Source organism: Picosynechococcus sp. PCC 11901 (assembly GCF_005577135.1).
Taxonomy (GTDB): domain Bacteria; phylum Cyanobacteriota; class Cyanobacteriia; order Cyanobacteriales; family MRBY01; genus MRBY01.
Window position 1 is genome coordinate 273,662 of sequence record NZ_CP040360.1, and the last position, 14,312, is coordinate 287,973.

Annotated in this window: 15 protein-coding genes; 6 read left to right on the forward strand and 9 right to left on the reverse strand. The window is 51.5% G+C overall.

Features of this window, described 5'->3' with window-relative positions:
* Positions 1-31 precede the first annotated feature (31 nt).
* Entirely contained in the window at positions 32-919 is an 888-nt protein-coding gene (locus FEK30_RS02420; protein ID WP_168191108.1) for an ATP adenylyltransferase family protein, read from the forward strand.
* A 13-nt stretch (positions 920-932) separates the two neighbouring features.
* Here the strand turns inward: FEK30_RS02420 and FEK30_RS02425 are convergent, their stop codons facing one another.
* The 5 genes from FEK30_RS02425 to FEK30_RS02445 form a co-directional block, all read right to left on the reverse strand.
* On the reverse strand, positions 933-1,592 hold the full coding sequence (locus tag FEK30_RS02425; protein WP_030007788.1) for a M23 family metallopeptidase: 660 nt from the start codon (positions 1,590-1,592) through the stop codon (positions 933-935).
* A 142-nt stretch (positions 1,593-1,734) separates the two neighbouring features.
* Positions 1,735-3,159 (reverse strand): folate/biopterin family MFS transporter, encoded by a 1,425-nt coding sequence (locus FEK30_RS02430; RefSeq protein WP_138071565.1) that lies wholly within the window; start codon positions 3,157-3,159, stop codon positions 1,735-1,737.
* Positions 3,160-3,228: 69 nt separating this feature from the next.
* Positions 3,229-3,861, reverse strand: a complete 633-nt coding sequence (locus FEK30_RS02435) for a transaldolase family protein (RefSeq protein ID WP_138071567.1) — start codon at positions 3,859-3,861, stop codon at positions 3,229-3,231.
* A gap of 38 nt (positions 3,862-3,899) precedes the next feature.
* Positions 3,900-4,778 (reverse strand): ACP S-malonyltransferase, encoded by an 879-nt coding sequence (gene fabD / locus FEK30_RS02440; protein ID WP_138071569.1) that lies wholly within the window; start codon positions 4,776-4,778, stop codon positions 3,900-3,902.
* An 83-nt stretch (positions 4,779-4,861) separates the two neighbouring features.
* Positions 4,862-6,196: a histidine phosphatase family protein gene (locus FEK30_RS02445; RefSeq protein ID WP_138071571.1), complete on the reverse strand. Its 1,335-nt coding sequence runs from the start codon at positions 6,194-6,196 to the stop codon at positions 4,862-4,864.
* Positions 6,197-6,335: 139 nt separating this feature from the next.
* Here FEK30_RS02445 and folK point away from each other — a divergent pair, with 139 nt between their 5' ends.
* On the forward strand, positions 6,336-6,851 hold the full coding sequence (gene folK / locus FEK30_RS02450; protein ID WP_255447920.1) for a 2-amino-4-hydroxy-6-hydroxymethyldihydropteridine diphosphokinase: 516 nt from the start codon (positions 6,336-6,338) through the stop codon (positions 6,849-6,851).
* An 86-nt stretch (positions 6,852-6,937) separates the two neighbouring features.
* Positions 6,938-7,750, forward strand: a complete 813-nt coding sequence (locus FEK30_RS02455) for a tetratricopeptide repeat protein (protein ID WP_138071575.1) — start codon at positions 6,938-6,940, stop codon at positions 7,748-7,750.
* A gap of 100 nt (positions 7,751-7,850) precedes the next feature.
* Here the strand turns inward: FEK30_RS02455 and FEK30_RS02460 are convergent, their stop codons facing one another.
* Entirely contained in the window at positions 7,851-8,021 is a 171-nt protein-coding gene (locus FEK30_RS02460) for a metallothionein (RefSeq protein WP_012308158.1), read from the reverse strand.
* A gap of 102 nt (positions 8,022-8,123) precedes the next feature.
* On the opposite strand from FEK30_RS02460, the gene FEK30_RS02465 reads away from it, so the two are divergent.
* Positions 8,124-8,450: an ArsR/SmtB family transcription factor gene (locus FEK30_RS02465; RefSeq protein ID WP_012308159.1), complete on the forward strand. Its 327-nt coding sequence runs from the start codon at positions 8,124-8,126 to the stop codon at positions 8,448-8,450.
* On the opposite strand, the gene gmd is transcribed toward FEK30_RS02465, so the two are convergent.
* Together gmd and FEK30_RS02475 are read right to left on the reverse strand one after the other, a co-directional pair.
* Positions 8,447-9,526, reverse strand: a complete 1,080-nt coding sequence (gene gmd / locus FEK30_RS02470; protein ID WP_138071577.1) for a GDP-mannose 4,6-dehydratase — start codon at positions 9,524-9,526, stop codon at positions 8,447-8,449. The genes FEK30_RS02465 and gmd overlap by 4 nt on opposite strands.
* 76 nt (positions 9,527-9,602) lie before the next feature.
* Positions 9,603-10,493: a branched-chain amino acid ABC transporter permease gene (locus FEK30_RS02475; protein WP_138071579.1), complete on the reverse strand. Its 891-nt coding sequence runs from the start codon at positions 10,491-10,493 to the stop codon at positions 9,603-9,605.
* Between the two features lie 156 nt (positions 10,494-10,649).
* Between FEK30_RS02475 and FEK30_RS02480 the strand changes: the two genes are divergently transcribed.
* Both FEK30_RS02480 and FEK30_RS02485 read left to right on the forward strand, forming a co-directional pair.
* Positions 10,650-10,856, forward strand: coding sequence for a DUF751 family protein (locus FEK30_RS02480; protein WP_138071581.1), 207 nt, complete (start codon positions 10,650-10,652; stop codon positions 10,854-10,856).
* 86 nt (positions 10,857-10,942) lie between these two features.
* Positions 10,943-12,487: a peptide ligase PGM1-related protein gene (locus FEK30_RS02485; protein WP_138071583.1), complete on the forward strand. Its 1,545-nt coding sequence runs from the start codon at positions 10,943-10,945 to the stop codon at positions 12,485-12,487.
* Positions 12,488-12,562: 75 nt separating this feature from the next.
* Here the strand turns inward: FEK30_RS02485 and FEK30_RS02490 are convergent, their stop codons facing one another.
* Positions 12,563-14,290 carry a succinate dehydrogenase/fumarate reductase flavoprotein subunit gene (locus tag FEK30_RS02490; protein ID WP_138071585.1) on the reverse strand — a complete coding sequence of 576 codons (1,728 nt, stop codon included), beginning with the start codon at positions 14,288-14,290 and terminating at the stop codon, positions 12,563-12,565.
* Positions 14,291-14,312 lie beyond the last annotated feature (22 nt).

Sequence of the window (14,312 nt, forward strand, 5' to 3'; positions counted from 1 at the left end):
TTGAGTCGTGTGGCGATCGCCCCAGCACCCTATGAATGAATTGCTGACCAAAATTCAACACACCACGCGCCACGCCAAACAGGTAGGGGCGCTGCATTCTTTGACCACGGCCCAGGAAGTGATTGTTGACCATGGGATTCCCTTTGTGGTGCGCATTTTAGAGCAACTCGACCGCAAGGAAAATTATCAAGCGAAGCAAGAAAAAGCGAAGGTGAATCCTTTTTTGCCCTACGAACAGGATTTATTTGTTTGTGATCTGACGCCCCACCATGTCTGTCTGCTGAATAAATTTAACGTCGTCGATCACCATATTTTGATCATCACCCGGGAGTTTCAGCCCCAGGAAACCTGGTTAATGGAAGCTGATTTTACTGCCCTGGCCCATTGTCTTCAACGTCTCGATGGCTTGGCCTTTTATAACGCTGGGGCGATCGCCGGGGCGAGTCAACCCCACAAACATTTGCAATTGATCCCTTTCCAGAGCAATGGGGAAACCTTTTCAGTGCCCATCGACCAAGTGTTGTCCCAGCTCAATGATCGGATGCAGCCCCAGCAGATTCCTTTATTTCCTTTCCTGCACGGGATTATCTCCCTACCCCAGGATTACGACGGCAAAATTTTGTTCGATTGTTACCTTGCCCTGCTGCGTTTTCTCCGCTTTATTGACGGGCCGCTCAACCCCGGTTGGCAAACCCAAGCCTATAATCTCCTCGTTACCCGCCGTTGGATGTTGCTGGTGCAACGGGCCCAGGATCAGTATGAAAAAATTCCAGTGAATTCCCTGGGGTTTGCGGGGGCTCTTTTGGTGCGTAATCAGATGCAGTTAAGCTTGCTCAAAAAATTAACCCCCCTGCAACTATTAGCCTCAGTGGCGGCACAGGGGGATTTATCCCAAAGGGCGATCGCCCCCTTTGAATAAGCCAAAAAACTGACTACGTGGGCTGTACCAAATCATCCAGGGAAGCCGTGGGTTGGTTGTACATTGCCTGGAGCACAAGGGCCGGATCGACATAGTTCCCGGAATATTTCAAGCCCCAGTGGAGGTGGGGGCCAGTGGTGCGTCCGGTCATGCCAACGCGACCAATGCGAGTGCCAGCGCTCACTTCCTGACCAAGCCAAAGCTGAATGCCACCGTTGCGATCCATGAGGAAAGTCCCTTGACCAGAGGAAGAAACATAGCCACTGAGGTGACAGTAGATATGTTCCCAATCACCGGATTTAATCTGGATCATTGTGCCGCAGGCGGTGTTATCCGAAAGGCCCACAACTTTACCACTCCACCAGTTACGAATATAGCTACCGAGGGGAGCAGCAATGTCTAAGCCTTGGTGAAATTGGCGTTGACCACTGGTGGGCGAAGTGCGATAGCCAAACCCAGATGTGTAACTTTGAAAATTTTCGACGGGAAAAGAAGCCTGTCGCCAACTGTTGTTGATACTAACGCGGGTTTGGGCTTGGGCGATCGCCAGGGGTGTTGATTGTGGCTGGGGCAGGAGATTAAACCCCAACACAAGGGCCAAGGTCACAGCCCCCAGCAGGATTGGTTTAATCCAGCGGCGAGCACGACGGAGATAAAACTGTAGGTTAAGCATTTACATCAAAGCCTAAAATCCATGGTAAGGGGATGTCCCAGACAAAAAAGATCATGTTGACAAACCATTGTAAGTCTAGTCTTTAGTCTGCGCACTTTTGTTTCACAGATTTTTGACCCGCACCATTGCTGGCACGACATTTCTAAGATTGTTTTTCCGACTGGGAACCCACCAAATTCGGTTCTACCGTCGGGAAAAGGGCCGATTCTGTTCCTGAAATCGCCGCGTGGTGTTCGTAAAGTTCTACAGGGGACGTGGTGTGTTCTTCAAGATCAGCCTGGGGATCGCCTGCCGGGAGCCATTTCAAAAACACCAAGGGCAATAGGGTCGTCAGGTTCGTGATGGTTACCAAAAGCCAGAGCCGGTCAAAATTGGTTTCTGTCACTCCGAGCCACTGGGTGAGAAGAGCCCCCAACTCATGGGACAGCAAACCCGCCAGGTTCCAACTCGACATCAACAGGGCAAACATCGTTGCCTCGACGCCAGGCGGACACAGACGCGCTGACAACACCAGAATGGGCATCAGGGCAATTTCGCCGGTAACGGTCAGAATTAAGTTGTCTCCCAAGCTAAACCAGCGATCATCAATACCGAGGGCACGGTTGGCGTGGGTCACAAGAATGAGGGTTGTAAAACCAAGCACGGCGGAAATGACGGTACTCCACCCCAACATTTTCCGGAACGAAACTTGCTTGAGATATTTTTGGTAGATGGCAATCCCCGCCAGGGCCGCAAAGCTAGTGACTAGGCGCACCCGCCCTAAAAATTCCGGGTTAAAGTCTAGCTCGTTGGTGACAAAAAAGAAAAAGGCTGAATCGGCACTGGGGGTTGCCTGCCAGAGGAAAACAAAGGCCGTGGGCAACAGAATTTTTTTCTGCCGTACTGCTCCCCAGAGGGTTTTCATCTGGTTGCCAATGTTATCGGTGGTGGCTTTTAGGGATATGGCTTCACGGGGTTGCTCAATAATTAACAAGGCGATCGCCGATACCAACAGCGGAAAAATGGCCGTAATCCCAAACACAACCCTGGTACTAAATTGCTCCAGTAACCAACCGCTCAAATAGGCCGTTGTTAAACTCCCCACCGCCGCCACTGCCCAGGTCAAGGATTGGAGTGACCCGACTTTATCCAAAGATTCAGCCCGGGCGCGTTCGACCACCACCGAATCGACAATCACATCACTAATCGCCACGGAAATCGAACTCAAGACAATCATCGTTGCTGCCAACCAGGGTGCTTGGACAATGGTGGCCATTGCTGCCCAAGCGCCACAACCGAGTAAGCCCGCCAAAATTAGGTAAGAGCGTCGTCGATACCCAAAGATCGGAAAGCCATCCGACAAAAAGCCGAAAAGGGGCTTGACGACCCAGGGAAATGCCGCGAGTCCCGTAAGGGCTGCCACTTCTGCCGGGGTTAGGCCGAGATCGTCTTTGAGGAAAAAGCTCACCGCAAGCCGCGAGAGATTGAGAATCCCCTGGACGAAATACACCGTCAACAGAGCAAACAACTCTGGGGTGACAGCATGGCCGAAGAGGGTTGGTTTTTTGAGATTGTCGAGAAAGGTCATCAAGGGAACGCTTATGATGAAGTTTTGTAAAGTCTTTTCTCAGTATAGACAACCTTTTCTGAAATCTGTTTAGCGTAAACCACACCCTAAGTGATTAAATTCGGCTTTGGTTTCTTCCGATAAGGGATGTGTAGTCAGGGTTTTGAGCAGAGCCAAAGGAACGGTAATGTGGTCTGCCCCAGCAATTATGGCATGGGTGACTTCGGCGGCGGATTTAAGGCTGGCGGCCAGAATCGTGGTTTCACTTCCTTGTAACAGAGCTTTCATAGAGCGGAGGAGGCTGCCACCATCCCCCTGGAGGTTTGTGGCGCGGTTCACGTAGGCGATCGCATATTTGGCGCCGCCTTCTGCAGCGATTAACGCTTGGGTCGGCTGATAGATGGCGGTGACAGAGCAGCTTATTTCTGGAGAGAGTTTGGGCAAAGCCTGAAAGCCGTTGAAAGTGGCGGGAATTTTAAGCACGAGCTGATCGCCAATGATTTCCCGTGCCCGGTGGGCCTCGCGGATCATCCCCTCACAGTCTTCACTGACTAACTGGTAATAGAGTTCTCCAGGCGTGATGGCCGCCAAGGTTTTTAGGGTCACTTCCGGGGGCGCGTCGCTTTTGGCCAGGAGGGTGGGATTGGTGGTAATGCCCTTGACCCAACCCCAGGCCACGGCTTCGGTGGCTTCGGTGGTGATCGCCGAATCTAAATAAATCATCGTTCCCTTTGGGCGCAGTGGTTTGGTATGCCTTGAGCCTAGCCAATACTGGCGAGGGTATCAATGTTTGCCGTGGCCATGTCTTTGCAGGTGCGCTTAATTAAACCCGTTAACACTTTACCTGGGCCAATTTCTACGGCCTCAGCAACTTCTAGGGCGCTCAGTTGCTGCATGATTTCGAGCCAACGGACAGAACCGGTCATTTGGGCCTTGAGGCGCTCCTTGAGGGCGGCTGCTTGGGTTTCCGGTTGGGGATCGACATTGGACAGTACGGGTACCTGGGCATCGGCAAAGGTAACGGCATCGAGAATCGCTTCAAATTGGGCGGCGGCTTCGGCCATAAACGGGGAATGGAACGCACCAGAAACATTCAAGGCGATCGCCCGCTTGGTTTTAACACCATTCATAATCGCATCAACGGCTTCTGGGGTACCAGAGATGACAACTTGTTGTTCGCTGTTGTCGTTGGCGAGGGTCACTCCCTCGGTTGCCGCAATTTTTTCTATTAATTCAGTACGGTCAAACTTCATCAGGGCCGCCATTTTCCCCCCAGACGCTTGATCCATCAGTTGGGCGCGCTTTTGCACTAATTGCAAACCAGCGGCAAAATCATAGACCCCAGCCGCATAGAGGGCGGAATATTCACCGAGGCTGTGGCCCGCCATAAAGTCCACCTGGGGCGCTTTTTCCCGGTAGCGATCGCAGAGAATCGCCTCTAGCACGTAGAGACAGGGTTGGGTGTAAAGGGTGCGGGAGAGGGTCGCTTCATCCCCCTGGCATTTTTCGAGAATTGACCAACCGAGGATTGCCTCTGCTTCAGCAAATCTTGCTTTGGCGACGGGATGTTCGGCAAGATCAACGCCCATGCCCACCGTTTGAGATCCCTGGCCCGGAAAGACCCACGCAATTTTACCCATTACACACGCTCGTTATTGTTGCTACAAAAATTTTCCAGACTTGATTATAGGGGATGGCGATCGCCCCTCATTTTTTCCCAGGCTTACAAAGCTCCGGCTGCCGTTTGATCAATCACCCCAAAGCCGAGGTGCGACGTAATATTCAGCGCCTGGAGTACCGGTTCACTGTCTGCCCCCTGGAGGTAGTCAATCACCGTCACTGCACAGTTCCCCTGTTTCACCGCCCAAATATCCTGGGGCTGTAGTCCCATCAAGCGACAGAGAATCACCTTGTTAATGGCATCATGGGCAACAACTAAACCCACTTGATTTGGGGTTTGGCTGTACTGCGCCACAATCTCATCCCAAGCTTCGTTGGCCCGGTCCCACACCTGTTGGAGATTTTCCCCCTCTGGCATCTGGACGGTTTCTGGCTTGGTTTTCCACTGGGCCAGCATGCCGGGAAAGCCCGCTTCAATGTCAGCTTCTAGTTTGCCTTCCCAGAGACCATGGCCAATTTCTTCTAATTTAGGGTGGGCACCCAACACCACCCCAGGGTGGGCTTGCAGAATGATTTCAGCGGTTTCTTTGGGCCGACTCATGGGGCTGGTCATGCCGAAATGCAGGGTCACATCCTTGAGAAATTCACGGGCTTTAGCGGCTTGGGCTTGGCCATTCTCATTTAACGGAATATCCATGGTGCCTTGGAAACGCCCTTCTTTATTCCAGTTGGTTTCCCCGTGGCGCACCAGCAGCAAACGGAGACCTTTGTGGCCCGGACGGTAGCTAGGGAGGGATAGGCCGAGGTGGGCCGTTTGGTTAATCGATTCAAATTGAACAATGTCTCCCAACTGGCCGACAAAATTCAGCACATTGATGCAGCAGTTGGATTGTTGAATGCTCTGATATTTACTGGGGGGGATGCCCGCCGCACTCATCAGTAAACAGCGGTTGATGCCATTGTGGGCGACGATTAGAATATTCTCCCCTTGGTGTTTGGCAAGGATTTCCTGCCAAAATTGTCGGGCTTGGTCATAGAGGTCTTTGACGGGGGAATGTTCGCTCCCATCGGCGTGGGTCATCACAAATTCGGCGGGATTGTCGTGCCAGAGGCGATAGGCTTCTGGATATTGTTCTTTGACGTCACTTTTGAGGAGTTTTTCCCACTGGGGCAAATTAATTTCTAGCAGACCCTCACTGGTGATGGGGGCGGGGGCTTTGTCGAGGTGCTGGTGGATAATTTCAGCGGTTTGCTTTGCCCGTTGGAGAGGGCTGCAATAGATCGCAGCAAAGTCGATGCCCTGGAGGGTTTGGCCTACGGTGGCGGCGTCGGCACAGCCTTTGTCGGTGAGTACTGATTCATCACAACGGCCCTGGATCATTTTGAGGGCGTTATAGCTACTTTGTCCGTGACGCACGATTATGACGCGGGTTGCCACCTTGGTTTCCTCCATTATTTGGGTGTGGTGTTGCGAGGGGGGGATTTTTGCCTACACCATAGTATCTGGTTCGGGGTCAGGGGAAAAGGTGAAGTTCGGGCTATGATTTTGGGGCATGAATACGGGGAAATTTTTTGCAATGGAACGGGCTGTGGATGTGGCGATCGCCCTCGGAAGTAACTTGGGTAACTCCTTAGAAATTTTAGAAAATGCCATTCAACATTTGAGCGAACATCCGGCGATCGCCCTAACAGCTCGGTCTACTTGGTACCGCACAGCCCCGGTCGGCCCGCCACAACCGGACTACATCAATGGTTGCGTGACTGGTCAGGTGCGCAATCTCAGTCCCGAAGCTCTCCTCGAAATCCTGTTGGCGATCGAGCAAGTATTTGGGCGGGAGCGGCGGGAACGTTGGGGGGCGCGGACGTTGGATTTGGATTTGCTTTTGTATGGCCAGGACATAATTTATCTGCCCCATTTGCAAGTGCCCCACCCCCGGATGCAGGAACGGGCCTTTGTGTTGGTGCCTCTAGCAGAGATTGCGCCCCATTGGTGTGAACCCCGGACCCAACGAACGATCCAAGCCCTCAAGGAACGGCTTTCCCTCACTGGAATTCAGAGATTAGACAGCGAAACTACGGGGAACCGTTGTTGATTGTAAACATCTCCCCCTAGGAAAAGCAGCGGCAACGGTAATTCTGACTATGATGGAAGAACGGCAATATTTGGTGGAGTGTTCCCATGGTGCGTATTTTTTCTAGGCTGTTGGGTGGTATGGGTCTAGCCTTGGTTTTGGGAGGAACATTGACGCCGGCGATCGCCCAAGCGCGCCCCTGTGGTTCGACTCCTTGCCTCTTCGCCCAAGGTGCTGGCATGACCGCCGATTCAGTGGATGAATTGGTATTCCAGGGCAATGAATATTACGACCAAGGGCAATATGAACTGGCCCTCGCGGCCTACGATGCCGCCTTGATTTTGAATGCGAACGATGCAGAGCTTTGGATCTGGCGGGGCGTTACCCTAGGGGCCTTGGGGCAGCACGAAGAGGAATTGGCCAGCTATGATCAGGCGATCGCCCTTGACCCCGATCAAAACCTGGTGTGGTACAACCGGGGCGTTGTGTTAGGAGCTTTAGAGCGCTACGAAGAAGAACTGGCCAGCTATGACCGCGCCCTGGAACTGGATCCGGGGGATGTGGACGCTTGGTATAACCGGGGTATTGCCCTGGGCTTTCTGGAACGCTATGAAGAAGAATTAGCCAGCTACGATCAAGTACTAGCGTTAGATCCCGCAGATGTGGATGCTTGGTTTAATAAAGGCTATGTTCTGGCCGATTTAGGTCGCCATGAAGAAGCGATCGCCACCTATGCCGCCCTCCTAGAACTCGATCCCGACGACGCCGAAGCCTGGAATAATCACGGTATTTCCCTCGAAGCACTGGGGCGCTATACCGAGGCGATCGCCAGCTATGACCAAGCCCTCGCCATTGACCCAGACTACGAAGACGCTTTGATCAACCGAGAAATTGCCCAGGCTGCCCTAGAGCAACTTTAAACTTCAACTAAATCAATCTTTATCAAAAAAAATACCCAGCTTCGGTGATGGGTATTGCTTCAGCTTATAAATTTGGCTCAATTTCTTTCTATTGGTGGCTCTATTGGTGACAAGTACAGCCCCCATGGCCACAGCCTTCACTCCCTGCGGGATGGCCATCGGCACAGGCTTGGCTGCAATAGCTCTTACCTTCCTTTTGGATAGCGCTATTGAGATCCACGATGCAAAGGCAAGATTCACAGGCACACTTCATTTGGGTCACAGTTACCATGATTTAAACCTCCAAGGTATTGTCTTAAATAGTTGAACGATTGTTCACATTTTTAGATTAACACATGAACAACTATTCAGGTATTGTTTAGATCAGCGAACCATGACAGACCACAGTGGCAAAATCTTGAACCAAGCCAAGGCCCAACGGATGGCCGAATTTTTTGGTGTCTTGGGGGATGCCAACCGCTGGCGTATTCTTTCGGCCCTGGCCACCGGAGAGATGCGGGTGGGGGAACTCGCCGCCGCCGTTGAAATGAGTGAATCGGCTGTCTCCCACCAACTAAGAACCCTGCGCACGGCACGCTTAGTGAGCTATCGCAAGGAAGGGCGGAATGTGATTTATCGCCTCAAGGATCACCACATTCTTAATCTTTATCGTGACGCTTCGGAGCACCTAGACGAACCAGAGGATGGACACACCCACTAATCAACGCGGCTGCCGGTTGCTTGGCGGATATAGGCTTGATCTGCCTCGTAGAGTTTGCCCATCGCTGGATTGTGGGGCGGTAAACCCAGAATGGCAAGATCTGCTTCGACCATGATCCCGACGAGGGTCGGAAAATCAATACTCGGCTCCCAGTTCAGTTGTTTTTTAGCTTTTGTAGGATCGCCAATGAGTAAGTCCACCTCGGCAGGGCGGAGATAACGGCGGTCAAAGGCGACATAATCTTCCCAGTTCAGATTGACGTAGGCGAAGGCTGTTTCTAAAAATTGGCGGACTGAATAGGTTTCCCCTGTGGCAATGACATAGTCGTCGGGTTTGTCCTGCTGCAACATCAGCCACATCGCCCGCACATAGTCTTTTGCATAACCCCAGTCCCGCTTGGAATCGAGGTTGCCGAGGTACAGTTTGTCCTGCTGTCCGGCGATAATTCTGGCGATCGCCCTGGTGATTTTCCGGGTAACGAAGGTTTCCCCCCGGCGCGGCCCTTCATGGTTAAACAAAATGCCATTGCAAGCAAACAGATCATAGGATTCGCGGTAGTTCACCGTTTGCCAGTAGCCATAGACCTTGGCACAGGCGTAGGGACTGCGGGGATAAAAGGGGGTCGTTTCCTTTTGAGGCACCTCTTGCACAAGGCCAAACATTTCCGACGAACCGGCCTGGTAAAAGCGCACCTCATTGCCCGTCCGTTCCTGGTAGTCCCGAATCGCTTCTAAAATACGCAGTGTCCCCATCGCCACGGTATCTACGGTATATTCTGGCGAATCAAAGCTCACCCGCACATGGGACTGGGCACCCAGATTGTAAACTTCATGGGGCTGGATTTTTTCGATTAATTTTCCTAGGGATGTGCCATCGGTGAGATCCCCGTAATGAAGAAAGAATCGAGCGTCGGGGGTATGGGGATCGACATAGAGATGGTCAATGCGGTCGGTATTGAAGGTAGAAGCGCGACGGATAATGCCATGAACTTCGTAACCCTTTTCGAGGAGTAACTCCGCCAAATAAGAGCCATCTTGTCCGGTGATCCCTGTTACCAGTGCTTTTCGATTACCCATGGCGCTCGTGTTTACTCAACATATCAATTAAGCAATTTTAGAACAGTATTCACCGATATGGACTTTAAGACGCCATTTACATGGTGCCCTTAAAAAGACCCTGGGGCCGTACCAACAGCAAGACCACCATAATAAACAGCGCCACCCCCAGCTTGTAGTCTGGGCCGAGCCAAGCCACACTGAGTTCTTGGGCAATGCCAATCACAAAAGCACCGGCGATCGCCCCGTAGGGATTGCCAATGCCCCCCAAGATCACAGAAGCAAACATCGGCAAAATTAAAAACCAGCCCATATTCGGCCGCACCGTGGTGATCAGCCCGTACATACTACCGGCGATCGCCGTTAAAGTTCCTGTAATAATCCAAGTCCAGAGCACCACCCGTTCCACATCAATGCCAGACACCCGTGCCAGGTCAATATTGTCAGCCACTGCCCGCATCGCTTTGCCAATCTTGCTATTTTGCAGGATAAAATGCAGCCCTAAAATTACTAAAACTGTCAGCACCATCACCACGACCCGATAGTAGGCAATGCGCAAATCTGGCACCGTTTCCGGGAGTCCTACAAGTTCGGTCAAGTTAATGGCCCGCACCACCGGGAGATCATATTGTTGATTGCCACTGCCCCAAATAAACAGCACTGCACTACGGATAAACAGTGCCAAACCAATGGAGATAATGATCAAAGTTGTCGGTGTCGCCCGCTTATCCCGCATCGGCTGCCAGAGTGATTTTTCTGCCACGAGCATCCCACCAATGGTGCCAAAGGCCCCTACTACCATCGACAGCCAAATATTTAACCCCAGGGAATTACTCAACCAGGTAATGTAAGCTCCCAGGGTCATATAGTCCCCGTGGGCAAAATTGGATAAGCGCAGAATCCCGTAGGTTAGGGTCAGTCCCACGGCAGCAAGGGCCAGGATACTCCCGACCGACAGACCATTGAGAACGAGTTGCAGGGTGTCCATGGCGAAGGTGAAGGTAAGGGCTAAGGAAATAAAAAATGAATTAATCTTACCAAGCCTACCTTGGCAGGGGAAAACTGGGAACGCAGAAGGGAATGCTACAATTTGAAGCCATAAAATCTTCCCTATTTAAACCCATAAAATTCCCCCTCCGGTGCTATGCAAGAGTTTTTTGAGAACGTCCTCCGCTACCCCCGTTACATGATCAGTTTGATCCTGGGGATTTTTATCAGTGTATTTGAATGGCTGAAGCCGCTATTTTTTAAAAATAAAGCGACGGCCACCGCCACGATTGGGCTTTTGGTGGGTGTCTTTGCGTTTCTTTACTTCACCCTGCGGGCAATGCTTGGTTTAAGTGTTGTTTAGCTTTTTTGTAAGCTGGACAGAAAAATTTAAGATCAAACGTAGGGTAGTCAAAAACAATCCTATGAGTTCGATCTGGGCAAAAAACGGTGCATAATCCTTCTTTCCAGACCTTTGCGGCATTACAACAGCAACTGCGCCAGCGTTGGCAAGATTCTGCTGATTTTGAGGCGGACGATCAAGATATTTTAGTGGTGCCTTCTTTTAGTGTGGATCAGCGGGTCGGCCAGAAGGTGCCTGGATTTTTGCACTATGAAGAGCGGTTACTGTTCTCACTGATTCGCCTGCGCAATCCCCACACGCGCTTGATTTACGTTACCGCCCAACCCCTCGCTCCCTTAATTATTGACTATTATCTCCAGCTCCTATCGGGAATTCCGTTTTCCCATGCCCGCGATCGCCTGTTGTTGGTGACCACCTATGATAATTCCTACAAACCTTTAACCCAAAAGATTTTGGAGCGGCCCCGGCTGGTGGAAAGAATTCGCCGCGCCCTGCGCCCCAACCAGTCCTATATGGTGTGTTACAACTCAACGCCCCTAGAACAGGAACTGTCAGAAAAACTGCAAATTCCCCTCTTTGCCGCCAGCCCCAGCCTGAACTATTGGGGCTCGAAAAGTGGCAGTCGCGAGATCTTTCAGACGGCGGGTGTTCCTTTTCCCGATGGCAGTGCTTTGGTGAAAACGGTGCCGGAATTGATCCAGGTTACGGCGCAACTGTGGGAGCGGCAACCCCACCTCAAACGGATTGTGATCAAACTAAACGAGGGGTTTTCAGGGGAAGGGAATGCAGTGTTGAAGTTGCCTGCTCTGCCACAAAGTGCAAGTTTTACGGAACGTTGTGAACAGATTGCGGCGGCTTTGCCCAAGCTCAGTTTCCAGGCCAGCGACGAAACCTGGGATAATTTTGCCTCGCGCATTCCCGAACTAGGGACGATCGCCGAAGCCTTTATCGAAGGAGATCCAAAGCGATCGCCCAGTGTCCAAGGGTTAATTACGCCCAGTGGCGAAGTCCAAATCCTCTCGACCCACGACCAAATTCTGGGGGGACAGGATGGCCAAATTTACTTAGGATGCCATTTTCCAGCCGCCAGCGAATATCGCCTACAGTTACAGGAACTGGGCCTAAAAGTCGGCAAGATTCTCGCTGAAAAGGGAGCGATGGAACGCTATGGCGTTGATTTTATCGCCACCGAAAACCCCGACCACAGTTGGGATCTCCAGGCCATTGAAATTAACCTCCGCAAAGGGGGCACCACCCATCCGCTGATGACATTGCAACTGTTAACCAACGGCTTCTATGACTGCGCTACAGGGTCATTCTTCACCCCCCAACACCAGAAAAAATACTACATTGCCTCCGACAATCTCCAGAAACCCCAATACCAAGGCCTCCTGCCCAGTGATTTGATGGATATCATCGCCGCCCATGGCCTCCATTTCGACAGCAGTACGAAAACAGGGAGCGTGTTTCACCTGATGGGTACCCTTTCAGAATTTGGCAAATTAGGGCTGACCAGCATTGGGAATTCTCCTGAAGAAGCCGCCCAAATTTATCAACAGGTCGAGCAAGCTTTAGATTTAGAAACGACCAGTCAACGCCCTGCAACGGTGACGCTTCCCCTAACATGGTAAGTCTTTTCTAAGGAACCTCAATCCGTATTCTTGGGCAAGATGCCACAGCACCACCTTTGAGAAGGGCTGAGGGCTTCAATACTTGCGCTCTTTGGGTTCAAAACGATTAATGACGACGGGCATATACTCAATCGTTACACCTGTGTCGTTGCAGAAACTTAGGGTATGAGCTAGATAGGTTTGATCATCCCTGGTGGGAAAATCTTCCCTGGAGTGCGCCCCCCGACTTTCTTTGCGGTGGTAAGCAGAGGTAAGAATAGCTTCTCCGACTTTTAAAATGCTCTGTAACTCTAGGGCTTCAATCAGTTCCGTATTCCAATGGATATCTTTGTCATCGAGAAAAAGATGATTGTATTGATCCTTAAGATGTTGAATTTGTTCTAGCCCTGCCGCCATGGTTGCCTCAGTTCTAAAGACACCACAATGGTCGCTCATGGCGTCTTGAAACTGCTGCCTGAGATTATGGATGCGCAGATTGCCGGATTGATTGAGAAGTTGCCCGATGCGATTTTTGGCTTCGTCTAAATATTGTTGTTCGTTAATCTCTGGGAAAGGGCGATCGCCAATATAATCGGCAATCTTGCCACCGACCCGCTGGCCATAGACCACACATTCTAAAAGGGAATTACTGCCGAGACGGTTGGCCCCATGGACAGAAACACAGGCGCATTCCCCCGCCGCAAAAAAGCCCTCGGTTAATTCAGTACCATTGCGCCGCACCCGACCATCGGTATTCACGGGGATGCCGCCCATGGAATAGTGAGCCGTGGGACGCACAGGCATCGGTTCATTAATGGCATCCACGCCGACAAGACGGTGGGCTTCTTCCCAACAAAAGGGCACCCGCTCCATAATTTTTTCCTTACCCATGTGGGTGAGATCGAGATGGACAAAATTGCCGCCCGCACTACCATCGGGATGAATGCCCCGTCCGGCCCGAATTTCTAGGGTAATCGCCCGGGAAGTAATATCCCGTGGGGCCAATTCCATCTGCTTCGGGGCGTATTTTTCCATAAAGCGATCGCCATCACTATTTCTCAGATAAGCTCCTTCACCACGCACTGCCTCCGAGATTAAAACACCGACGGGAAAAAGTCCGGTCGGATGGAACTGCACAAATTCCATATCTTCTAAGGGCAACCCCACCGCCGCCGTCATCGCTAAACCGTCTCCGGTGGAAGCAAAATCATTGGACGTTGTATTAAATACCCGGCCATAGCCCCCCGTTGCAAACATCACGGCCTTCGTTTGGACAATTTCTAAATGTCCAGTTTCGATGTGATACATGACAATGCCCTTCGCCTGATTCTCCTCAAAGATCAGGTTCATCACGTACCATTCGTCGTAGATTGTGACCCCATTGCGCCGTAGGTTATTCACCAGTTCATGGAGGATCGCGTGACCTGTTTTATCGGCAGCATAACAAGTCCGTTTGTGGGAATGACCCCCGAAGGCGCGCTGGGCAATGCGGCCATCCTCTAGGCGCGAAAACAAAACCCCTAAATGTTCCAACTCAATGATTACGTCGGGGGCTTCTTTCGTCAAAATTTCGACGGCATCTTGATCGGCGAGGTAATCAGAACCTTTGACCGTATCGAAGGCGTGGGCTTCCCAATTATCTTCTGGATCAACATTTTTCAAGCTGGCAGCAATCCCCCCTTGGGCCGCCACGGAATGGGAGCGGATCGGGTGGGTTTTCGCGACGAGTCCCACATCAAAGTTTGGATTTTTCTTTTTAATCTCAAGGGCAGCGCGGCAGCCAGCCAAACCACCACCGACAATAATGACGTCGTGTTGCAACATATCCACAAAGATCAGGGGTTAT